This is a genomic window from Ignavibacteriales bacterium, assembly GCA_026390775.1.
Lineage (GTDB): Bacteria > Bacteroidota > Ignavibacteria > Ignavibacteriales > Melioribacteraceae > Fen-1258.
The window spans coordinates 761,682-786,072 of the sequence record JAPLFF010000003.1 but is presented as its reverse complement, the minus strand read 5'-3'; the positions used below and the strand labels follow the sequence as shown (position 1 = coordinate 786,072).

Sequence of the window (24,391 nt, the reverse complement as noted above, 5' to 3'; positions counted from 1 at the left end):
CTAATTCCGATTAAGAAAAAGTAAGAGCAAGATTATTATTAAGACTAATTCGAGATTACATGGAAAATCAAATCACTATTAAACCCGAACCAAGTGTTTTCTTCCGGTGGGGAATTCTACTCTTTGTAAGTCTTGCAATGTTCGGCAATTATTACATTTATGATAGCATAAGTCCGCTTGCAGACCTTCTGGCAAAACAATTAAAATTTTCTGATTCCAATATTGGATTACTTCAAGGAATTTATAGCGTACCAAATGTTTTTATGGTTCTTATTGGTGGAATAATAATAGATAAAATCGGCACACGTATTTCTACTTTTATTTTTACACTGCTTTGTTTAACTGGTGCAATCATCACAGCATCTTTCAGCGATATAACAATGATGGCTATTGGACGTCTTGTGTTTGGTCTCGGGGCTGAATCAATGATAGTTGCAGTTACAACTGTTATCGGTCGTTGGTTCAAAGGAAGACAATTATCATTTGCATTCGGATTGAATCTTACACTTGCTCGGCTCGGTTCATTCGCCGCACTTAATTCTCCAACTTGGGCTAAATCACTTTATGAATATTGGCAGACACCTCTTTTAATCTCCGTAGTTGCAGGTGTAATTTCTATTGCGGCAGTAATAATTTATTGGGGAATGGATGCATACTCAGAGAAAAATTTTTCATTGCGTCCTGTTCCTAAGCAGGACAAAATTATTTTTAAAGAGATTTTTAGTTTCTCTACTTCATATTGGTTCGTTGTAATGTTGTGCGTTACTTTTTACTCGGGGATATTTCCATTCCAAACTTTTGCCGTTAAATTTTTCATGGAGACACACGGTACCACACGAGAGATGGGCGGATTTCTTTCAAGCATGCTGACACTTTCTGCAATGGTTTTAACTCCGCTTTTTGGTCTTCTTGCAGATTACATAGGAAAACGATCTTTGCTGATGATGTTCGGTTCATTAATTTTAATTCCTGTCTATTTATTAATGGCATATACACATATTTCACTTTATGTACCAATGGCAATGATGGGGATTGCATTTTCACTTATTCCGGCGGTGATGTGGCCTTCAGTTGCATTAATTGTAGATGAAGCAAAACTCGGAACTGCTTACGGACTGATGACCATGATTCAAAATATTGGTCTTGCCGGATTTAATTTTTTAGTCGGCTGGGCAAATGATTTTAGCGGCGGATATACAACCGGAATGTGGATTTTCTCTTCACTTGGATTCTTTGGATTATTATTTGCGTTTTTACTTAGACGTAGTGAGTTAGGGGCGCATGGCCATGGACTCGAAAAAGGAATCTCCAAAACAAGATAATTTTTATTAAATTGGTTTTGAATTGAATGGTTATTCGATGAAATCTTTTAATAAAATAATATTTATTGCGGTTTTTGCTCTTACCGGTGTTAATGTAAATGCTCAATCATTTGGTTTCGGTTGTTTAGGTCTAAGCGGATTCTATGCTGGATTCTCAAAACAAAATTATGATAGTCCTGGCTTAAATGATTACATCAGCCAAAGCCAAACTATAATTACTGATAAAGTAGAATTTACACAAGGAACCGGCTATCGAGTCGGTGCAAATTTTTTTAGGGCAAAGTGGGATAAATTCTTTATTTCTGCTAAAGGTTATTATCAATTTCTAAAAGAATCACATGAAATTTCTGCTCAATTACAAAATATAGATACGAGAGAAAAATATCAGTTAACTATGAACCATTGGGGAGTTGGAATTGATTTTGGCGTACCTTTGTTCTGGATTCTTGATTGGAAAATTGCTGAAGCCAACGTAACGTTTTACAATACCGAATTTTCTCAAGAAACATTTTTAAGCAGTGTTTCTCAAGGTGAAATAAAATTCAAACCTGATAAAAATAATATTGGATATTTTATTGGTACTGGACTCGTCTTACATCTTGTTCCGGATTATATCAGCGTAGAAGGAACTGCAGGTTTTAATTTTATTCAAATAGATAAATTTAGTTACGATTCCGGAACAACAATAACAACAATCCCACCAGCTTCTTCTTCTAAAAAAGCAATTGAAAAAGGGAACTTAAGTATTACTCTACAACTAAATGTAGGATTTCCACTTTAACAATAATCGAATAATGAAATTATCAAAACTTGACAAAGCATCAGTAATAGCAATCCGTGATTGCATGGGAACACAACCAAACGAAACTGTTCTTATTGTAACGGATGAGTTCAAAAGAAAAATTGGTTTATCACTTTATCAAAATGCAAAACAACTTGGGCATGAAACGGTTTATCTTGAATTTAAATCAAGAGAAATGCACGGTCAGGAACCTCCAGAGCAAATTGCAGAAATGATGAAACTGTTTGATGTAGTTTTATGTCCAACTGCAAAATCTCTAACTCATACAAATGCTCGCAGAAATGCATCAGCACTTGGAGCCCGCATTGCAACGTTCCCCGGAATAACCGAAGATATTATGATCCGCGGTTTAAATGCTGATTATAATAAAATTGCTACGCTTACAATCAGACTGCAAGGAATTATGAACGATGTTAATATTATTAGAGTTACTTCTTCCATCGGAACCGATATTACAATGGATATCTCCGGAAGAAAAGCTTTACCGAGTAAAGGTTTATTCCACAAAAAAGGTGAAAGCGGAAATCTGCCAACAGGTGAAGCATACATAGCACCGTTAGAAGGTAAGACCAACGGTGTGTTTTATGTTGATGGTTCAATGGCAAGCATCGGTGTTATAAAAGGAAAACCAATTAGAATAGAAGTTAAAGATGGATATGCTGTAAATGTATCCGGTGGAAATCAAGCAAAAAAGTTGGATACTACTTTAAATAAGTATGATCAGCTTGCAAGAAATATCGCAGAATTTGGAATTGGAACAAATTATAAAGCTAAACTGAGCGGTATATTACTTGAAGATGAAAAAGTTATGGGAACGATACATATTGCATTAGGTGATAACAAATCCATGGGCGGATTGGTAAATGTTCCTATTCATTTAGACGGGGTTGTTAAAAAACCAACGGTCTATTTTGATGAAAAAATGATAATGAAAAATGGAAAACTGCTTATATAATTAATTTTCAAATCTAGAATTAATTCCCGCCTAAAATTTTGAAATAAATAAAATTGAAAAGCCACCGCTAATTTTCGTATATTTGCCGACCAAAAAAATCCCAAGAATATGAAAATACTAAACCAACTCAATGATGCACAGCGTCAAGCTGTTGAATACAATTCCGGTCCACACATGATTGTAGCCGGTGCTGGATCCGGTAAAACACGTGTTTTAATGCATAAAATCGCTTTTTTAATCGACAAAGGATTAGATCCAGCCGAAATTCTTGCATTAACATTTACGAATAAAGCCGCTAAAGAAATGAAAGAAAGAATCAAAGGGCTAATTGGTAAAAAGGCAGAAAACCTTTGGATGGGAACATTCCACTCAATATTTGCTCGAATATTACGTGTGGAATCTGATAAACTTAATTACAAATCTAATTTCTCGATTTACGACCGTGAAGATTCGCAATCGCTTGTTGGCAATATTATGTCAAATCTTAACATCAATATTGATAATCTCTCTCCTAATGGAGTTCAGCATAAAATCAGTTACTTAAAAAATCAGATGGTTACACCGGAAGAGTATTTAAAACATTTAGCAACTACTCCATCAGATAAAAAAGTTGGCGAGATTTATACTGAATACAATAAAAGATTATTTGAAAACAATGCAATGGATTTTGATGATCTGCTTTTAAAACCGATTGAACTTTTTGAGAACGACGAAAAAATTCTGAACAAATACAAAAAGATGTTTAAATATATCTTGGTTGATGAATATCAAGATACAAACAAAGCTCAGTATGAACTCTTAAAAATGTTAAGTCCTCTAAAAGATAAGGTTTGTGTTGTCGGAGATGATGCTCAGAGTATTTATAGCTGGCGCGGTGCTGAAATAAAAAATATGCTGAACTTTAAAAAAGATTTTAAAGGATCAAAAATATTCCGTTTAGAACAGAACTATCGTTCAACTAAGATGATCTTAATGGCTGCAGATTCAGTTATTAAAAATAATGTCGGGCAAATTCCAAAAACACTTTGGACCAATAATAATGACGGTGAAGAGCTTACAATATTAAAAGCTTCTGATGAAAAAGACGAAGGATTCCAGATAGCAAAAAGAATTAAGAAAGAAATATCTGCTCGTAAATTATCGTTGAATGATATAGCAATCTTTTATAGAATAAATTCTCAATCACGTGCACTTGAAGATGCATTTCGAAGAGAAAAAATTCCATATAAAATTGTAGGCGGTGTGGAATTCTATAGAAGAAAAGAAGTGAAAGATGTATTAGCATACTTAAGAATGCTATCAAATCAAAATGATGAAGAAAGTTTATTACGTATAATGAATTTTCCGCAAAGGGGAATTGGTAATACATCAATTTCCAAAATGATTGCTTTTGCCCGTAAATTGGAAATTTCGTTATTCACAACTATGTCTAGAGTATTTGAAGTCATTGAAGTGAAAGAAAGGATTCAAAAAAATGTTAAGCAGTTCAAACTTCTTCTTGATAAATATATTGATCTTAAGAATAAATTATCAATCGGTGAATTAACCGCAGCATTAGTTGATGAACTTGGCATTCTAAAAATTTATAAAGAAGAAGGCACTCAAGAATCAATGTCAAGGTATGATAATATTCAAGAATTAGTTTCTGCGGTTCAAGATTACAGCAAATCAAATCCGGATGCTGCACTTGACGATTTTCTTTCTGAAGTTTCACTTATTGCCGGTGTTGATCAATATGATGAAAAAGTAAATTCCGTAACAATGATGACAATACACAGTGCAAAGGGATTGGAATTCCCTGTTGTATTTGTAACTGGATGCGAAGAAGATATTTTCCCGCTTAGTCAGAAATTTGATAACGATTCAAAGTTGGAAGAAGAAAGAAGATTATTCTATGTCGCAGTAACGCGCGCAAAAGAAAAAGTATTTATAAGTTATGCACGTTCAAGATATCGCTTTGGTGAAGTTGCTTATCAAAGTAAATCAAGATTTTTAGATGAATTAGATGAATCCACATACGAAGAGGCGAACGGAGCCAGCGGTAGAAAAGCGGGCAGAAAGAAAAAAACTTATTACGATGAATTTTATCAGGGAAGTTACGATGAGTATGATCAGGAAAGACGTTCACTTCGAGTTGGAAGCCGAGTAACACATTCAGTATTTGGGATGGGAAAAATTTTACAGATAACTGGTTTAGGAGATATGCAGCGAGTGACGATTTCTTTTGAGGAATTTGGACCAAAACAATTGTTAACTAAGTTTGCAAATCTTAAACTAGTATAATGATCTATCATATAAATATTTGCTTGGAGATCTAAAATGAAACTTGGTGTATTAACCGGAGGTGGTGATTGTCCCGGATTAAATGCAGTAATTAGAGCCGTTGTAAGAAAAGCTTTGCAATCAAATCATGATATAATTGGAATCCGTGAAGGTTGGAAAGGATTATTAGAAAAAAATTTTGTTAAACTAGATCGTGATTCTGTATCCGGTATATTACATCGTGGAGGTACCATTCTCGGTACATCAAGGACAAATATTTATAAAGAGAAAGATGGTGAGGCAACAGTAATAAAAAATATGCTTGAAGCACATATAGATGCTATTGTTGCAATCGGTGGTGAAGACACTTTGGGTGTTGCTTCAAAATTATTTAAAGCCGGTGTTCATGTAATAGGTGTTCCTAAAACAATTGATAACGATCTAAGCGCAACAGACTTTACATTTGGGTTTGACACTGCAGTTAATGTAGCAACTGAAGCTATTGATCGTCTTCATACCACTGCTGAATCACATAACCGCGTTATGGTTGTGGAAGTTATGGGTCGTCATGCAGGATGGATCGCAGTTTATTCAGGAATTGCCGGCGGTGCGGATATTATTTTAGTTCCTGAACAGCAATATGATATTGTAGAAGTATGTGATCTTTTGAAGAAAAGGCACACAACGGGGAAAAGTTTTAGTATTGTTGTTGCCTCTGAAGGTGCTGTAGCAAAAAAATCTAATAGTGGTAAAGAAGGGGATATGATTCTTCAAGATCAAAAATTAGATTCATTCGGTCATGTCCGTCTTGGTGGAATTGGGTATATGCTAGCTGAGGAAATTGAAAAAAGAACCGGGTTTGAAACTCGGGCTACAGTACTTGGACACATTCAAAGAGGTGGTAGTCCAACAGCATTTGATAGAGTATTAGCTACAAGGTTTGGAGTATTTGCTGCAGAGCTTGCTGAGAAAGGGCAGTGGGGTATGATGGCAGCATTAAAAGGTAATGAGATTGTTGCTGTAAGTCTTGCCGAAGCAACAGGGCAATTAAAAACTGTTGATCTTAATCTGCTTGAGGTTGCAAGTACTTTCTTCGGGTGAAAAATATATTTTACCTTTTATATATCCCAATAGACTTTATAACATGGAAATACAAGCAATATCCCCTTGATAAAATGATAATCAGACATTCTATTCTATGGGATTAATAATTAAATAAAAATTTTCTTGACTATTTAAATCTATAAAATTATGTTGCTTTCGGTTTCCAGCCGAAACGACAAGATTCTAGTTCTTTTTGATATCACAGGTATAAATAATAAAATATATCATGAAAGAGAGTTCTTGTTCTAAAGTATTAAGACAAATTTTCGCCAGCCAACAGCCGAAAAAAAATAACAGCCGAGTAGTAAAAATTTTTCTACATATAAGAGGGTACTTATGAAAAACAAATTAACTGTTTTTGCAATCATGACGTTAATAAGTTTTAACGTTGTATTTGCTCAAGTTCCCGCAGTACCAACAGCATCTGCGGCAACTTCAATAACTGCTACTTCTTTTACTGCAAACTGGGCTTCGGGAGGAGCACCGGGAAATGAAACAGCTTACTATCTGGATGTATCTACTAGTAATGTTTTTGCTTCATTTGTCTCCGGTTATAATAATTTAAATGTGGGTTTAGTTACTACATTTAGTGTTACCGGTTTAACTGCCGGTCCAACTTACTACTATCGTGTAAGAGGATTAAACGGAGTCGGAAGCAGCGCAAGCTCTGCAACAATTACAGTAGCTGGTATTCCAATTGCAACGGCAGCAACTTCCGTTACAAATGCTGGCTTCTCAGCTAATTGGAATTCTGTAGCAGGTGCGACAGGATATTTTCTTGATGTCGGAACAACTTCCGGCGGTACTGATATATTAAATAATTCGAGTGTAGGATTAGTAACTACATCTCCGGTTGTTGGTTTAGCCGGTACAACATATTTTTACCAGGTGCGTTCAAACGGTCCGAGCGCCAACTCAAATATTATTTCTGTTACAACGATTCCTGCTAACCCAGTTTCTGCGGCGGCTACAAATGTTGCAGGGACTAGTTTTTCAGCAAATTGGAGCGCTTCCACAGGGGCAACAGGATATTATTTAGATGTTGCAACCGATGTCGGGTTTGCTTCATTTGTTTCAGGATTTAACAACTTAGCTCTTGGTGCTGTTACAACTTATTCTGTTACAGGTTTATCTGCTAGTACACCATATTGGTATAGAGTAAGAGCTTTCAGTAGCGGCGGAACAAGTGGAAATTCTGGACCACAAACTACAACTACTGGTCCTCTTGCAAATGCAGCAACATTGATAACACAAACATCTTTCCAGGCAAATTGGGCAGTAGCTGCTGCAAATAATTTTTTAGAAGTTTCAACTTCACCAACTTTTGCCGGTAACATAGGAGGTAATTATAATGGAGCCTTTGACTTTGGTGCAGTTTCAACTATTCCGGTAAGTGGTTTAACAGCCGGTACAACTTATTATTATATAGAGTAAGTACAGCTGCTGCTACACCACCATATTCTAATACTATTACAGTTCTTACAGTACCCCTAGAACCAGTTTCTTCTGCGGCTTCAAGTATTGCAGGGACTAGTTTCTCAGCAAATTGGGGTGCTTCAACTGGTGCTACAGGATATTATTTAGATGTTTCAACAGTCAGTAATTTCGCATCCTTTGTTACTGGGTTTAGTAATTTAAATGTGGGTAACGTTACAACTTATTCTGTCACTGGTTTAGCTATTAATACACCATATTATTATCAAGTTCGTGCTTACAATGCAAGCGGTACAAGTGGAAATTCTGGATCACAAAATCCTACTACTGGTCCTGCAGTGCCTACAATTGGTGCAAGTCCGGCAAATTACGCAGTAGGCGTTACAGTTCTTCCATCATTTGCTTGGTCAGTCGGTACAACCTGGGAATTTCAAATAGATGATAATAGTGATTTTAGTTCCCCTATAGCTCTTGATCCAGCTTACGTTGCAACTAACGCTTTTTATAATTTCACTTATAGTACAACTAGCAGCAGTGTACTTGCAAATGGTAGAACTTATTATTGGAGAGTGAGAAAAACCGGTCCGCCTAACAGCGATTGGACTCCGACGAGAGAATTTACAACAGTCAATGCAGCCAAACCAATTATAAATCCGGTAATATCTGGAGTGACAACAGCTTTTATATCATGGCATCCTGTGCCGTTCTCTTCAGGTTTATATTATGATCTCTTATGGTCTACAAGCGCAAACATGAGTGGTTATACGTCTGTTACAAGATTAGATACAACCACGTACACATTAACTGGATTAACACAGGGCTCAACATATTATATTCAAGTACGTGCTAAGAATACTGCAGGTACAATAATTATTTCTTACTCAACAGTAACCACAGGATTCAGTCCGACAGGTCCGCCTATATGTTACAGATCTTATCCAATTGACGGCGCGACAAGTTATGCATTAAAGCCGACATTCTTCTGGTACATAAAAGGAAATGAACCCGGATTAGATTATGAAATTCGGTACAGAGATTTTACCGCTAGTGAAGTTTATCCTGCACCGCAGATAACATCAACATCGAACCATACGTATAAGACACTTCTTGTTGATCTTATAGCGGGTCATACTTATTACTGGCAGGTAAGATCTAAGATCGGCGGTAATAAGTCCCTCTGGTCAACAGCAGGTGATTCATCATTTGTAATGTATACCAGTTTAGCAGGTTCTCCGGTTATACCATATACAGCGTGGCCAAACGGCGGATCTACAGTTTATGTTAATCCTCCAACGTTTTATTATTACATTGATGTTTACGCAACAGGTTTAGAATTCCAAGTTGAATATTCTTCAAGTTCTGCTGTTGATGGTGGAGGTAATTTTACAACATCTCCAGTAATTTTAGGTTGGTCTGCAAACTTATTCGCAGAAGGAACGACTTCATTAATACCAAGTACGACTTATTATTGGCACGCAAGATCAAGATTGGCAGCAAATCATGCTTCAATTTCTGCATGGTCTTCAGCGGCAAATTTTGTTGTTGCGGTCACAGCAAGCGGAGCGGCTACAACTCCAATTCCTTCTACCCCGGTCGGAGGACAAATAATAGACAGTCCTCTTTCTGCAATAACATTATATTGGTCTGCATCATCAACACAATCTCTTGATTATGAAATAGTAATAGCACAAAGTTCGAGTGTAGACGGACTTGGAAAGTTAAATCACCCTCTGGCAACTTCTTCCGGATTTGTTGTTACTGATCCAACTAACTCAATATTAGTAACTGCGATACCATACACTGTAACCGCTGGTGCTACTTATTATTGGCAGGCAAGATCGAGATTAACAGCAAATAATTTAGTTGTGTCACCTTGGTCAATGATCGCTAGTTTTTCAACCGCCGCTGGATCTTCATCAGTAGTTCCTCTAGTAATCAGTCCGAACTACTTACAGCCGATTAATAATACTTCCGCAATTTTAACATGGAGAATTCCTGTTCCATCAGAGACACATCTTCAATATGATGTGCAGTATTCCAAGAATGCGGATTTCAGTAATTCAGTAAGTAGAACGAATATAGATGAACCGGTAACACAGGTAACCGGATTAGAATCAAATTCAATTTACTATTGGAGAGTATTATCGAAGAACGACAGCGGTTCGGTCTCGAATTATTCTTCAACGGGAACATTTAAGACAAGCGGCACAACAGCAGTAGATGATAAAGAAGTTATCCCAACTCAGTTTGAGTTATCACAAAATTATCCGAATCCTTTCAACCCAACTACAAGGATTGCATACTCACTTTCTAAGGATTCATACGTAAGCATAAAAGTTTACGATATGCTAGGACGTGAAGTAAAATCTCTTGTAAATAATGAGACGTTGGCAGGCAATCATAGTGTAGATTGGAATGGAGAGAATAATTTAGGTTACAAAGTATCAAGCGGAACTTACATATACAGAATTACCGCAGGCAGCTTTGTTGCAGTTAAAAAAATGGTATTAATTAAATAATTGAAAATATCAGATAACTCAAAAAGAGTAGAGGATAAAATGAAAAAATTAAGTGCAACAATATTCTTCCTGGTTGTTATAGCAGTAATTGGTCTTGCCCTTTACGCTTGTCACCAGGCATATTTTGCATAACTCTAATTGATATATAATTAGAAGATCATAGATTTATGAAAGGTCATCCCGGCTTGTCGGGATGACCTTTTTGCTTTAAACCAATAGACTCTTCTATATTTCAATAAATAATTTCAGATAGTAAATGGAAATATCTTATTCGAAATACTCATTAGAACTGAGGCATCAGTTTACAATTTCTTATAATTCTAGGAAGTCAACTCCAATTGTACTGATTAAAATTGAACATGATGGAATTGTTGGATATGGAGAAGCATCGCTTCCGCCTTATTTACAGGAGACACAAGAAACAGTAATTACTTTTTTGAAATCGATTGCAAAAAAAAATATCGGCAACATTTCCGATTATAAAAATATTATTAATACAATAGATGGAAGTGCTGAAAATAACACTGCCGCAAAAGCTGCTGTTGATATTGCTTTACACGATTTATTCGGGCAGATAAATCAAAAACCATGTTATCAATTATTTGATCTTACAACTAACTTTTTACCTATGACCTCTTTTACGATCGGAATAGATGAGCCGAAAATATTGAAACAGAAAATTGCCGAAGCAAGTAAGTTTAAGATTTTCAAAATAAAGCTTGGAACTGAAGATGATAAAAAAATTGTTCGAGCAGTAAGAGAAGAAACCGATAAACCACTTTATGCTGATATTAATCAGGGCTGGTCAGATAAATATTTTGCATTGGAAATGTCTGAGTGGTTGCATCAGCAAAATATTTTATTGATCGAACAGCCGTTCAATAAAAATGATTTCGAAAAATCAGCGTGGTTATCAGAAAGATCTCCAATTCCAATTATTGCAGATGAATCCGTGCAAAGATATTCCGATATTGAAAAAATTAAAAACTCGTTTAACGGAATCAACATCAAGCTAATGAAATGTACCGGAATTAATGAAGCATATAAAATGATTATGAAAGCTCAAGAATGTGATTTGAAGGTTATGATGGGATGTATGACTGAAACTTCATGTGGAATAAGTGCAGCAGCTCAGCTTTCATCGTTGGTTGATTTTGCCGATCTTGATGGAAATCTTCTGCTTACAAATGATCCTTTTAATGCGGTTACAGTAGATGATGGTAGATTACATCTATCTGGAAAAAATGGTCTTGGCATTGATTTAAAAGAGGACTTACCTTTTACCGAATTGTAGTTTTGAAAATTCATACAATTCAGTTTAGTTTATTTATTCATTTGATTATATTCTTGCCATTAAAAATGAGGAGCGTATTATGCCGAAGAATTATGTCTCTAACAGAGATGAAACAATTAGATTGTTTGAGAATGATTTTTTGGAAGCGTTGTCAAGAGTTCATTGGACAGTACCATTATGGGTATTTGTACCAATTATTTCATTTTTATTATTCCGCGGTTTTTACATTTACTATTTATCAATATCCAGTTCATTGTTGTTAGTATTAGCTGGATTATTTGTTTGGACCTTCACTGAATATTTTCTACATAGATTTGTTTTCCATTATATGCCCAAGAGTGAATGGGGCAAAAGAATTCATTTTTTGATTCACGGCATACATCATGATTATCCAAAGGATTCAAAAAGATTAGTAATGCCGCCATCAGTTAGTCTTCCGCTAGCTGCATTATTTTTTATTATGTTTGACACTATCATGGATAATGAGTATGTACTTCCATTCTTTGCCGGATTTCTAGTTGGTTATTTGTTTTATGATATAACTCATTATTCTATTCATCATTTTAATATGCATAACAAATTTTTGTTGACGATAAAAAACCATCATTCAAAGCATCATTATCGAAATCCGGGTCTAGGATATGGCGTTAGTCAACCTACATGGGATTATGTTTTTGGAACAACCTTTCCGGAGAAAGACAGCATTGTGAATGAACCGGTTGAGTAAGAAATATTTTGTGAATTAAATTCCTTTTATCCAAGAAATTTTCCACTAGAATAACAAGGACTGAAATTGAGATCGCTCCGTGTTTCGATAATACTTAGTATGGTCATTATGTTCTCTCTTCCGAGTTGTACGTTGAACTTGAAGGCTGAGCCTGAAATATATATCAGATTCAATCAGTTGGGTTATCTTCCAAACGATGTAAAGACAGCTGTAATACTTTCTTACAATAAGCTGGAAGGAAAATCAATATTTGTTTATAGCAATAAAGGGAAAGAAAAAGTCTTTACAACAAAGTTTGGAAATAATCTTGGTGCATATGGTAATTTTCCTTTTACTTATACAATTGATTTCAGTTCGGTTAAATCTATAGGAGAATATTATTTTAAATATGCTCAGCAAAATTCTTATACATTCAGAATTAGTGAAAATATTTATAATGGATTAGCTGATTCTCTTCTTCAATTTTTCCGAGTTCAAAGATGCGGGTATACAGATCCGCTCTTACATAAAGTCTGTCATATCTCAGATGCGACAAGTATTATTGATGGGAAAAAAACAATTACAAAAACTATAGATGTAACCGGCGGTTGGCACGACGCAGGTGATTATGTAAAATTTCTTAATACTACTGCTGTTGCAACTTACTTGTTATTATTTTCTTATGAATTCGATCCTGATAAATTCGGATTTGATTCAAACAATAACGGAACACCTGATATTCTCGAAGAAGCAAAAGTTGGTCTGGATTGGATGCTTCGAAGTTACTACTCAAAAAATAAATTAGTTACACAAGTTCAGGATTTACGCGATCATGAAGTCGGTTGGCGTATGCCGGAAAAAGATACGCTTGGATTTGACCGTCCAGCTTTTGTTGGTATCGGAAAAAACCTGATTGGAATTTACGCTGCAACAATGGCGTTAGCTTCACGAATATGGAATGATAAATTTCACTTTCCGGAATTTTCAAAGCAATGTTTAACTGCTGCTGAAAATATTTACTCGATCAGAAATCAAGTTCAGGACGTAGATAGCAGCGGGAGCGGAATGTATCTTGACAAAAATTATGAAGGGAAACTTGCACTCGGTGCTGTTGAACTTTATATGACAACATTTAAAACAAATTATTTAAATGATGCAACTTTATTAGCAGACCAAGCCGGTTCTGATTTTTGGTGGAGCTGGGGTAATCTGAATTCTCTTGCACATTACAGATTGGCAAAATTTATTACCCGATTCACGGATTTTATTGTAAAAAATTTAGAAGAGTTCAACAAAAAAAAGAAACAGAATCTTTTTGAAAAAGGTACTGACCTGGCTTGGGGAACAAATGTTACTTTGTTAGGAATAACTTTACAGAATATTCTTTATAAAAAATTAACAAATGATTCCAAATACGATTCAGTTGCATCTTCACAGAGAGATTATATATTAGGAAAAAATCCGTGGGGTGTAAGTTTTGTATCGGGCTTTGGTAAGAATTACACGAAAAATTTTCATCACCAAATTTCTTTTTTGAAAGGGAAATTGCCCGGTGGCTTTTCAGCTGGTCCTGCAGCTAAAGCATTTGTAGATAAAGCAAAAATCAGTTATAATAAGCCAGATAAATATTTAAAATTTCAGACAGAAAATGATTATTACCGTGACGATAGAATGGATTATATTACAAATGAACCGACAATAACAGGAAATGCAACTGCCATATTCGTTTTTGGGAATTTGTCTTTTGGAAAGAAGAAATAAATCTGTGTTTTATTTTGATGCACACAATTCTCTATTCTCACTTTTAGATTCTCAGTGTATTAAAAATTAACATTTTCGACTGAAAAATGAATTTTCTTTGGCATAGGAGTTGGCTTTTATCCGATGTCTAAAATCTAATACAGGTCTTTAAATGACAAATTCTATACAGCTAATCCGATCTGGATTTTCCTTTATTGATAAAAATTGGGGAGGAATCTACCGAGGCGGAAGCTACTTATTGATCGGACCTAGAAAATCCGGTAGAACATTATTAGGTCTGCAATTTGCTCTCGAAACTGCAAAGTCTTCCGAGGTTTGTTTGTATTTTACACTAATGCGTCCGAAAGATTTAATGATTCAAGCTGCTTCATTGAATTTTGATATACAGTCGTACATGAATCAGAATCTTTTAATCGTAGTACGTGTTCTTCCACCTAATAACGTTTATGAAATGTATAATCCTGATGATTATCTTGTTGAATATATTAATGACATTATTACTGTTGTAGATCAATACCATCCGACTAGAATAATCTTTGATGAATTAACTCCGTTTGTAGGATTTAAGAATCAAAATTATTTAAGAGATTCATTTGTGAGAACTTTGGAAACTATTGAAGAGAAAGATATAACAAGTTTATTCTTAATTAGTGAACCGGCTACACCAAAAGCTCAATCCATCATTAATGGATTATCGGAGTATGTTACTGCAATAATTCAACTGAAAAAAGAAACATCGGAAAAAGGAGATCGCTTTCAAGGCGGATTAGTTACTATAACACCGAATGTTGGACATACAGAAGGTCAATTTACTGCAGAATATAAAATTGAACCTTATAAAGGTGTTACTACAGAATTTACTCCAGTAACACATGTTACGGAAGAATTGCCGAGTATGCCGAAAAGTAGAAATTTCAACAAACCGACTCGAATAGAAATCCCATCTGAACCATATGCATATTCAAACATTTATAATTATAACGATTTTCTTTTGATACTTAATAATCAGATTGCATTATATAAAAGTACGGGACAATCATTCAATTTGATTTCATTCAAATTAGACCCTGCTGCTCAGATGAGAGGATTATTAAGTGTTCACCAATTACAAAATGCCATTCGTCTCTCTACCAGCAAAAAAGATAAAATCTGTGTTGTTGAAAACAAAGTTATAGTTTTATTGGTTAGAGGAAGTTTAAAAAGCGCTATTGATCTTATGACAACTATGCAAAATAATCTACCAAGCCATGATCAGGATTATATTAATGCAATTTTAGGGTATATTTCAATATATAATTTAGAGGTTGATGATCGGATTGATAACGCTGAAACAATGATGGAATTTGTTATTGCTTCTGATGCTGATTTACAGCAGAGTTATCAGCCGCTCAATAAGTATATTGGGTAATGAATAAATATCTAAAAATATTTTTTTTATTTTTATTTATTATCGCACTTCCTATTTTTTCTCAAAACAAGTATAAAATTTTCAAAAGTCAAGCAGTTTTGCTGATGACAGCAGGAAGATTTAGCGAAGCGATTGATCAATTAAATAAATATATAGCAGCTAATCCACGTGAAGCCGATGGATATCATAAACGAGGATTATGTTACGAACAAAGACCAGAATATCAATACTCCGTTCTTGATTTACGCCGTGCAGTAAGATTAGATCCTAAAAATTCCGAAATCAAAAAAGACCTTAACCGTGTAATTGGAATTTGGCACAAACAACTTTATCAAAAGATAGATGGCCACACACGAGACATTGCAATAGATCCTAATTATGCATTCAGTTATTTAGAAATTGGAAAATCTTACCGTTGGTTGGAAGAGTGGAGGAATGCAGAAATTTGGTATGATGAATACTTAAAACGTGATGATAATGCTTCGCCAGATGAGATAATTCGCTATACAGAAATTTTAGCAAAGACCGGATCAATAATTAAGGGAGAAAGAATATTAAAAAAATATACAATACGGTATCCTGACGATTGGCGCATTTGGAGTAGGTATGGATATTTTATTTTATGGCTCGGCAAATATAAAATAGCAGAAGATGCTTTTAAGACTTCTCTTGATTTTAAACCATTTTTTAAGGAAGCAGAAGACGGATTAGATCTTGCTAAACGGGAAGGTTATTTAACAACACAAAATGTTCCAAGGGCTTTCGAACGAATAGAATATCCCATTGACAAATTTTATCGGTTGTTAGAAAAAGATCCAGAAAATGATCCTATTCGATTTGATTTGATTAATGAATTGATAGCAAAAAATCGCTATGAAGAAGCTTATCAACAGTTACAATATTTACAACCAAAACATACTGAAGAAGATCAGTTTAAGCAGCTTTGGAAAAATGTAACTGAATACAGAGATAGTACGTTTAATAAAAATGTTGAACAATATACAACTGCTTTGAAGGAAAATCCTTCAGATAAAGAAGCTGTTATGAAACTTGCAGAATCATACGCAAACTTGTTCTATTACGATAGTGCAATTGAGGTACTTGGAGAATATCTTCAAGATATTCCGGAAGATCAAGATCTTGATGCACGTTATAAATATGCTCAGTACTCCGCATGGAACTATGAATGGGAAAAAGCAATTGTACAAATAGATAAATTACTTCAGCTTGATCCAAATAATTTGGATTATCAACTTTTGCGGGGGCAAATTGGAGTATGGACTGCGCAGGATCTGGATCTTGCAGAAAAATATTTACTTAACGTACATGATGTAAGATCCAGAGAAATGAGTCCTCTAATTTCACTTACCTCACTTTATGCATGGAAGAAAAATTTTAGCGAAGCCAAAAAATATTTAGATATAGCACGTCAAATCTCACCCAATAGTCCTGAAGTTGAAAGCGCACAAAGTAATTATGAAATTCATTTAGCAGCATATGAGGGACAAAAAGTTTTTGAGATAAGAAATAAGGCCGAAAGATTGAGTGAAGCAGGCAAATGTGAAGAAGCTTTAGCAAAGTACGATGACTATCGTTCCAAACGAACCGCATTAACCCGTGATGAAATGTTTCAATATGCTGCTATTGCCTCTTGTGCTAAAGAATATTCTTTAGCGATTGAGTATTACAATAAAATATTAAACGAACAATTTGATTATACAGCAGCTCTTCATAGAGCTAAAAATTATTATCTTAATCAGGATACTACTAAAGCATTAGAAGAATTAGAAAATATTTGCAAATTAATCCTTGAAGATGACGAAGCAAGAATAATTTTAGCTGACACTTATGTTGTAACAAATCAACTCGATAAATCAGAAGCAATCTATCGGGATCTTAAATCAAAAATGCAAAATGATGCAAAGCAGCAGGAAATAATCATTCCCAGAATGGTTTACCTCGGTAAATATTTTGTTAAGGAAAAAAGATATGAGAAAGCCGAGGAAATTTTTGATGAGATGGATAAGGAAATAACAAATCCAGATGTAAGAAAAAATTTAAATACTAACCGATTATTCTTAGGTGATTCATATGTCATAGCAGGAAGATATGGTGATGCAAAAAGTGTTTACAAAGATTTATTAAATCAAGTACAAGACACATCGGAAGTTAGAATTGTTAAAGAGAGAATTAATTGGCTGCCGCAATCAGGATTAAGTAACGGCTTATCAAGTATAAGGGATTTCATTTTTCTATTTCTTCCGACAAAAATTGAATTATCACCTTTTTCAACTTATTACATTGATAATCAGAATTTTAAATTATTTAATTCTGGTATGAAGTTAGATGGTAATTTTATTGGATTCCTATCATTAGGTGCTTCATGGTCAATGACTATTTTAGGGAACTCGACAATTAATAGTAACTTTACTCAGCTTAAGGGAATTGCATCAATTTTTTTACAAAAAAATTTAATCTTATCCGGCAGTTACGGAGCGTTAAACATATTTGGAGAACCTAATAGACGAATTGGAGATATATCACTTCGGTATGAACAAGAGAATGACTTTTCGTTTGTACTTTCTTTTGAAAATAATGATGCCCGTACAATTCTTTATTCTCAAAATCTAATTAACGTTCGATTGAACGCAAATTATTATCGTTTTAGTGGATTATATACTTATAATCATATTTATCGTGTGTCGGGATTTTATAATTACTTCAGCTTAGGTGACAATAATGAAGGCAATGACATTCAGTTAAAATTAGGTAAGAAATTTTTTTCTAATGGATTTTTTGGTTATGAATATTATTTCTCAGATTTTGCTTTTATCTCGCCTTCATATTTTTCACCTCAAAATTTTGATTCGCATAGTATTTGGGTAGAACTGAATTGGGGATTTAAGAACCTTAAGTTGAAGGCAGGCGGTAAAATTGGATACGTTCCAAAGGCTGATTATATAATAAATGAAGTATTTGGAGAAGCAATATATAATCCCGTATTAAGATTAACCATAACTGCTCGAATAGGAATTGGAAACAGTTTTAGATATGACTCAAGCTACAAAAACATAACTGCATCAGCTTTTGCTTTTTGGGGTATTTTTTAAGCCATTAAGAAAAAATAATCTAAAAAATGAAAAGTAACACTAACACAGGAAGGTAATGATAGAGTAGTTAAATTATTCTATAGAAAGTCTTATTGACGTCTTTAAAAAATATTCAGAATAGCATTCTATAAAAAGAAAGAATTTATAGAACTTTGTTACATCCTTTCTTTAACACTTATGAATAACTTATTTTGTTGCAATAAGTTATAAAAAAAATTATATTCCGTTAGGATTTGTTCACTATTGAGCCAAAAAACTATATTGTACGAAGTTGGGACAGCTTAAACTAGTTGTACTCTTGAAAAATTGGTTTAATCATTAATAATTATGGCATTCATATTGTTTAACAATATTGTTAATAAATGATGTTTGTAAGTGAATAATAACAATCAAAAATATCAGATAGCTCTAGATAACAGGGAGTTAAAACCTCCTAATAGAAATCTTGGAGCTGAAAAATTAAAAGTGATTTTCTTATCAGGTATTTTTTCTCTCTTCTTAATTATCACGATCATTCTAACTCTTCCGCTTACAGTATTGACTTGGAGTGGCTTGTTTGTTTATGCTTCTATCGTATCGCTAGTGATTTTCTTATTTATTTTATTGATAAGATATTTTGGTACACTATTCATGGCTTATTTTTATATAGCAAGATATACTGTTCAGGAAAAAGAAGGATTCTACCCGTTCATCTCTATTATAGTCCCTGTTTTTAATGAAGGAGTAGTTCTACAACATTCAATCGAATCTTTACTAGACGTTGATTATCCTAATTATGAAATAATTATTGTTAATGATGGCTCAACTGATGATACTGCTGCTATTGCTGAAGAACTTGTCGGTCATCAAAGAGGAAGAAGTGGATTAATTAAAATTTCCTTAATAAATAAACCTAATAGCGGTAAAGCAAAAGCTCTTAATGCTGGTATACAATATTCGGAAGCTCAGTTTGTATTGTGTATGGATGGTGATTCACAATTAACACCTAATTCATTGCGAATGGCTGTAAGACATTTTATAAATCCTGCTGTAGGTGCAGTTGCCGGAAACGTAAAAGTCCAAAATAGAAAACATCTTTTAACTGATCTTCAAGCACTTGAGTACTTAGAAGGACTAAATATGCCGCGAAGCGCCCAGGGCTTTATTCAAATGGTTAACATTATACCTGGACCAATCGGTTTATTTAGAAAAGCAGCATTGAGAGATGCCGGTTTTTATTCAAGCGATACATTTGCTGAGGATGCAGATATAACATTGAAAATCCTTGCCCAAAATTGGAAAATTGTTTATGAACCAAATGCTATCGCATTTACTGAAGCTCCTGCTTCAATTTATCAATTATTGAAACAAAGATATAGATGGACACGCGGTATATTACAAGCTATTAGAAAACATAAACGACACTTAATCAATCCAACAGTAAATTTTAACAATAGTATAATATTATGGCAAATGTTTTATGAAGCACTAATTTGGCCGACTATGAATATTTTTGTTAATCTTTATTTTATTATCGTAGCTTTATTTTATGGATTATCAAGTTTTATCTTTTTATGGTGGATGGGTATAGCCGTGCTTGATTTAATGGCGGCAGTTTATTGCATAGCTGCTGAAAAAGAAGAATTTCGATTGGTACCATATGCAATTATTTATCGTGTAGTATTCATTCTTTTAATTGATGTTACAAAAGCAATGGCAACAGTGGAAGAATTTCTTGGTATAAGAATGATATGGGGAAAACTCGAGCGAACCGGACTCGGAGGATTACCAAAAACAGCAAATAATACAGCCGGTGTCAGATAAAATGAAAAGACTTAACAGAGGTTAATATGGAATTAATTCCTATACTTTCATTAATCATTTTGGTCGCAACTATCTCAACCTTTATTCTTGCTGTTGGTGCATATATCCTCTATAAGGTTAGGGAACGTAAAGGTATTACAGCTCAAGCTGCGCAGCCTTCTGCAATTCCTGCCGAACTTGTAGCTCCTGCACCTTTAATGCAAGAGCAAAGAATCATTACTCCTGAGAGAAGAACATTTGAGCCGCAATCTCCTCAACAAGAGTATGGTTATGAGTATCAGCGTCAACCTGCATATATTCCTCAAGAAGAACAATCGCGAGGTCCTGAGCTAAAACCTACATTCGTTGGTTCGGCTCCGACTAATGGCCAAAGAGGAACTGGTGAAAATGCTCGAACTAACGAATCTGAACGTTCGGCATCAGGCTCTAAGAAGAAATATATGCGTTATACTAATGAAGGTTATGTTGAACCAACGCGTCAAGATCGTAAACAAGAGGATAATCTAAGGTGGCGGTAAGAGAAGCCAAAGGGCTCAAAGTTAATTACCTTATTATTTTCTTAAGCGGATTGGTATTACTTATCACCGCTTTTCTTGTTTTTTTACTCATCGTAAAAAATATATACGGTAATTACGAACTGAAAGAAATCCTACCTACAAAAAATAACCTTAAGTTTTTAACCGATGAGAAAAAAGAAAAGGCAGGAATACTTTATTCAAAGTATACCGAAATTATGCTTCCTTCTGGAAGTACTTGGTTAAGAGATAATGTTGATACTTGGAAAAAATTTATCAAAAATTCCAAATTAGATTATGATGTTATCTCAGATCAGACTATTGAATTAGGTGAACACTTTAATTATAAGATGATCGTTCTTCCCGGTTCAAAATCATTATCCGACAAAGAAATTATGCAATTAAAACGCTATGTAGAAAATGGTGGTAGTTTGTTCGTTACTGGCGGTCCTGCAACATATTCAGATGAAGGCAAGTGGAGAGGATGGGATTTTTTCAAAGAAGTTTTTGGTATGAACTTTAACAGAGAAATCAAACCGGAAGAATTATATAAAGTTCACACACTGCGAGGCAATTTACCGCTTACTGCACAAATTCCAACCGGATATGCTCTTAAGATCGCCACCTGGGATAGACCTATTTATGCAGAAGTATTAGAACCGCGTACTACACAAGTTAGTTTCTGGTATGATTTCAGAAGGGAAGCGGGACTTGTTAGAGAAGAAATTCAGAAGAGTGCAGGAATAGCATACGGTAGTTACGGTAAAGGCAGATTTGTTTGGTATGGTTTTGAATTAAATTCCGTTCTTGGTGTTCAAAAAGATTATATCTACTTCGAAAGACTTTTCAACAATTCCGTTAATTGGCTTATTTATCAACCCACAGCTTTCATAAATGATTGGCCGACTTCTTATGATGCTGCTATGATAATAGTTCCAACAGTAAAAGAACAGTCTGAAAATATTAATTATCTTGGTAATGTTTTAAGCTTTACTAAATCCCCTACAACTATCTTTGTTGATCCATTACTTGCAAAACAAAATCCCGGATTGTTAAAATCAATTGCAAAAAAAGGAGATCTCGGCGCTATTGTTGATATTGGATTTCTTGAATCTGCAGATGATACAGTCAATAAACTTTTTAGCAAGGAAGTCCAATACTCTACCTTAAAATTTGCAGCTGATACGTTAAAGAAAGTGTCAGGAAAAACTGTAAAAGCATTAATGCCGTTAAATGGTTATTATGATGATAATACGTTACAATCTATGTCTCAGCTAAATTATGAATTCTTGGTCACTGATTCACTAACTGACCGCTCTGTTCCTGAAATACGTATAAGAAATAATAAACCGATCATGATCATTACCAAAACAGCACGCGATGATTATGAAGTTGTTCGCAATTATGGTTTAGTAAATCCTGCATTTCAAAGATATACTTACGAAGAAGATATTGATCGTGTGTTATTTGAGGGTGGACTTTATGTTTTTAAAGTTCATACTGAATACCAATTACAGCCTCAATATTCCTCGGTTATAAAAGATATAATTAATTATGCAAAGAGCAAGAAAATTTGGGTCACTTCACTTCAAGAATTAGGAGGTTGGTGGGTTCATCGCTTGGGTGTTGAAGTCCGTTATGAAACGAGAAGTAAAAGAAGAATTGCTGTTGAGCTAAATAATCCCCGTGATGAAAAAGCATCTGACTTAATTGTACAGGTAAATATTAATAAAAGAGTAAAAAATGTTTCTGTTTCATCTGATATAATTAATACTAGGATCCCAAAATATAAGTTAGATATCGATTCCAAAACTATTTACTTCTATTTAGATAAAATGGAAGCTCATGAAACACGTTCGTTGTTAATAGATTTTGATAACGTTGACATTTAACGACTAAAACTTATTTAAACACTGATAAGAAATTTTTACAATTGCAATGGCACTTTTCACCCTAAACAAAAAAGGGAGTACCAGCCAAAAAAGCTTGCCAATATTTTTAAACAGAATTATTCTTTTTTGTATAATTTGCAGTTGTGTAGTACTATTAAAAGTCTAATCATTTTTAATAATAATTATCAAAACTGATATCCATTTATTAAATTGAATATTGTAAAAAAATCATTCACAGAGAAATAATGAAATTGATTAACTATATTAAAAAATTTCCTCAGTCTATTCTTTTCCTTCTATTAGCAATTACATTTGGTTGTGTTGAATCAATTACTGATACTCAAACTTCTACCACACCGACAATTGATGTTTGGAGTCCAAAGACTAATGACACGGTTAAAGTCGGGAAAAATACGATTAATTATCAGGCAGCCGATGGTTCCAGCGGACAAGGACTTTCTTTTTATGAACTGTATGTAAATAAAACTTTTGTAAAAAAATATACACAGAATACCGATGGGACTAACCCTATAATCTATCTCGAAGTTGATTCAACTTTAATTCACACTCGAATTAATTATTCTTTGAAAGTTTTTAATACAATCGGTAAGTCTAAAGAAAGTAAATTACAAGAAAATATTTTTGTGAAGGATAAGTTACCGATTGCTCCTTCAAATCTTTTATTAACACGAATAAATGATTTCTCAGTTACTCTTAAATGGAATGATAATTCAATAAACGAAACCAGTTTTGAATTATGGAGAAAAGATCTTGGTAACGGTACAGTAATAGATTATAGAAAAATTAAAACACTCCCTGTAAATACAATTAGTACAACCGATGGCAATTTATCTCCATATATTGATTATTTCTATAAAGTTAGAGCGGTCAATGAATCCGGTCTTTCTGATTATAGTAACGAGATAAGTACAAGCAGTTTACCCGATGGTCCATGGAATTTACAAGCAGAAGCAACCGGAACAAATTTAGTACGATTAACATGGGTTGATTTTGTTGTTAACGAACTAGGTTTTCAAATTGAAAGAACAGATCCATCAACAAATAATTATAAAGTTCTTGCTATTACGGGCCCCAATGTTACTGAGTATATAGATAATTCTGTTACTGCTAGTAATTCTTATAAATATCGTGTAGCTTATTTCACACAAACTACTCAAAGTGGTTATTCAAACGAAGTATCTATTTCTACTTATTACACTGACGTTTTACCACCGACAAATTTAAGCGCTTTTCTTTTGTCGGGCCCTGCTCTAAAATTAACATGGACCGATAACAGTAAGAATCTTTCTAAAGGAACGGTGATTGAAAGAAAGGTAGAACCGGATGGTCAATTTATAGAGATCGGGAGTACGGCTTCAGATGTTTTTGAGTTTACCGATCGAACAATTATTAGCGGTACAACATATTCTTATAGAGTCAGGCAAAAGCTCGGTAATAAAGTTTATACACCATATTCAGCTATACTCCGATTTCCTTAATTGAT

16 protein-coding genes are annotated in these 24,391 nt (G+C 34.2%); all 16 read left to right on the top strand.

Features of this window, described 5'->3' with window-relative positions; genetic code table 11:
• Nucleotides 1–59 precede the first annotated feature (59 nt).
• Nucleotides 60–1,322: an MFS transporter gene (locus NTZ27_03775; GenBank protein MCX6173855.1), complete on the top strand. Its 1,263-nt coding sequence runs from the start codon at nucleotides 60–62 to the stop codon at nucleotides 1,320–1,322.
• Between the two features lie 37 nt (nucleotides 1,323–1,359).
• Complete coding sequence (locus NTZ27_03770; GenBank protein ID MCX6173854.1) at nucleotides 1,360–2,103, top strand: hypothetical protein; 744 nt, start codon at nucleotides 1,360–1,362, stop codon at nucleotides 2,101–2,103.
• 13 nt (nucleotides 2,104–2,116) lie between these two features.
• Complete coding sequence (locus NTZ27_03765; protein ID MCX6173853.1) at nucleotides 2,117–3,079, top strand: aminopeptidase; 963 nt, start codon at nucleotides 2,117–2,119, stop codon at nucleotides 3,077–3,079.
• 108 nt (nucleotides 3,080–3,187) lie between these two features.
• Nucleotides 3,188–5,362: a UvrD-helicase domain-containing protein gene (locus NTZ27_03760; protein MCX6173852.1), complete on the top strand. Its 2,175-nt coding sequence runs from the start codon at nucleotides 3,188–3,190 to the stop codon at nucleotides 5,360–5,362.
• A gap of 36 nt (nucleotides 5,363–5,398) precedes the next feature.
• Nucleotides 5,399–6,442: a 6-phosphofructokinase gene (locus NTZ27_03755; GenBank protein ID MCX6173851.1), complete on the top strand. Its 1,044-nt coding sequence runs from the start codon at nucleotides 5,399–5,401 to the stop codon at nucleotides 6,440–6,442.
• Nucleotides 6,443–6,781: 339 nt separating this feature from the next.
• Nucleotides 6,782–7,879 (top strand): hypothetical protein, encoded by a 1,098-nt coding sequence (locus tag NTZ27_03750; GenBank protein MCX6173850.1) that lies wholly within the window; start codon nucleotides 6,782–6,784, stop codon nucleotides 7,877–7,879.
• Nucleotides 7,880–8,085: 206 nt separating this feature from the next.
• Nucleotides 8,086–10,398 (top strand): fibronectin type III domain-containing protein, encoded by a 2,313-nt coding sequence (locus tag NTZ27_03745; GenBank protein ID MCX6173849.1) that lies wholly within the window; start codon nucleotides 8,086–8,088, stop codon nucleotides 10,396–10,398.
• 256 nt (nucleotides 10,399–10,654) lie between these two features.
• Nucleotides 10,655–11,692: a dipeptide epimerase gene (locus NTZ27_03740; GenBank protein ID MCX6173848.1), complete on the top strand. Its 1,038-nt coding sequence runs from the start codon at nucleotides 10,655–10,657 to the stop codon at nucleotides 11,690–11,692.
• A 79-nt stretch (nucleotides 11,693–11,771) separates the two neighbouring features.
• Entirely contained in the window at nucleotides 11,772–12,419 is a 648-nt protein-coding gene (locus NTZ27_03735; GenBank protein MCX6173847.1) for a sterol desaturase family protein, read from the top strand.
• Between the two features lie 132 nt (nucleotides 12,420–12,551).
• A complete protein-coding gene (locus NTZ27_03730) occupies nucleotides 12,552–14,159 on the top strand; it encodes a glycoside hydrolase family 9 protein (protein ID MCX6173846.1) in 1,608 nt (535 codons plus the stop codon).
• Between the two features lie 151 nt (nucleotides 14,160–14,310).
• Complete coding sequence (locus tag NTZ27_03725) at nucleotides 14,311–15,567, top strand: hypothetical protein (GenBank protein MCX6173845.1); 1,257 nt, start codon at nucleotides 14,311–14,313, stop codon at nucleotides 15,565–15,567.
• Nucleotides 15,567–18,677, top strand: a complete 3,111-nt coding sequence (locus NTZ27_03720; protein ID MCX6173844.1) for a tetratricopeptide repeat protein — start codon at nucleotides 15,567–15,569, stop codon at nucleotides 18,675–18,677. The genes NTZ27_03725 and NTZ27_03720 overlap by 1 nt, the downstream gene beginning before the upstream one ends.
• A gap of 375 nt (nucleotides 18,678–19,052) precedes the next feature.
• The gene (locus tag NTZ27_03715; protein MCX6173843.1) at nucleotides 19,053–20,480 is read left to right on the top strand and encodes a glycosyltransferase; all 1,428 of its coding nucleotides are present in this window, start codon (nucleotides 19,053–19,055) and stop codon (nucleotides 20,478–20,480) included.
• A gap of 26 nt (nucleotides 20,481–20,506) precedes the next feature.
• A complete protein-coding gene (locus NTZ27_03710; GenBank protein MCX6173842.1) occupies nucleotides 20,507–20,998 on the top strand; it encodes a hypothetical protein in 492 nt (163 codons plus the stop codon).
• Nucleotides 20,989–22,887 (top strand): hypothetical protein, encoded by a 1,899-nt coding sequence (locus NTZ27_03705; protein MCX6173841.1) that lies wholly within the window; start codon nucleotides 20,989–20,991, stop codon nucleotides 22,885–22,887. The genes NTZ27_03710 and NTZ27_03705 overlap by 10 nt, the downstream gene beginning before the upstream one ends.
• Nucleotides 22,888–23,132: 245 nt before the next feature.
• Nucleotides 23,133–24,386 carry a fibronectin type III domain-containing protein gene (locus NTZ27_03700; GenBank protein MCX6173840.1) on the top strand — a complete coding sequence of 418 codons (1,254 nt, stop codon included), beginning with the start codon at nucleotides 23,133–23,135 and terminating at the stop codon, nucleotides 24,384–24,386.
• The last annotated feature ends 5 nt before the right edge of the window (nucleotides 24,387–24,391 follow it).

Excerpts from the sequence above, each read along its gene's own strand:
- NTZ27_03775 (MCX6173855.1), top strand. The coding sequence starts at position 60 with ATGGAAAATCAAATCACTATTAAACCCGAACCAAGTGTTTTCTTCCGG.
- NTZ27_03770 (MCX6173854.1), top strand. The coding sequence starts at position 1,360 with ATGAAATCTTTTAATAAAATAATATTTATTGCGGTTTTTGCTCTTACC.
- NTZ27_03765 (MCX6173853.1), top strand. The coding sequence starts at position 2,117 with ATGAAATTATCAAAACTTGACAAAGCATCAGTAATAGCAATCCGTGAT.
- NTZ27_03760 (MCX6173852.1), top strand. The coding sequence starts at position 3,188 with ATGAAAATACTAAACCAACTCAATGATGCACAGCGTCAAGCTGTTGAA.
- NTZ27_03755 (MCX6173851.1), top strand. The coding sequence starts at position 5,399 with ATGAAACTTGGTGTATTAACCGGAGGTGGTGATTGTCCCGGATTAAAT.
- NTZ27_03750 (MCX6173850.1), top strand. The coding sequence starts at position 6,782 with ATGAAAAACAAATTAACTGTTTTTGCAATCATGACGTTAATAAGTTTT.
- NTZ27_03740 (MCX6173848.1), top strand. The coding sequence starts at position 10,655 with ATGGAAATATCTTATTCGAAATACTCATTAGAACTGAGGCATCAGTTT.
- NTZ27_03735 (MCX6173847.1), top strand. The coding sequence starts at position 11,772 with ATGCCGAAGAATTATGTCTCTAACAGAGATGAAACAATTAGATTGTTT.
- NTZ27_03725 (MCX6173845.1), top strand. The coding sequence starts at position 14,311 with ATGACAAATTCTATACAGCTAATCCGATCTGGATTTTCCTTTATTGAT.
- NTZ27_03720 (MCX6173844.1), top strand. The coding sequence starts at position 15,567 with ATGAATAAATATCTAAAAATATTTTTTTTATTTTTATTTATTATCGCA.
- NTZ27_03710 (MCX6173842.1), top strand. The coding sequence starts at position 20,507 with ATGGAATTAATTCCTATACTTTCATTAATCATTTTGGTCGCAACTATC.
- NTZ27_03700 (MCX6173840.1), top strand. The coding sequence starts at position 23,133 with ATGAAATTGATTAACTATATTAAAAAATTTCCTCAGTCTATTCTTTTC.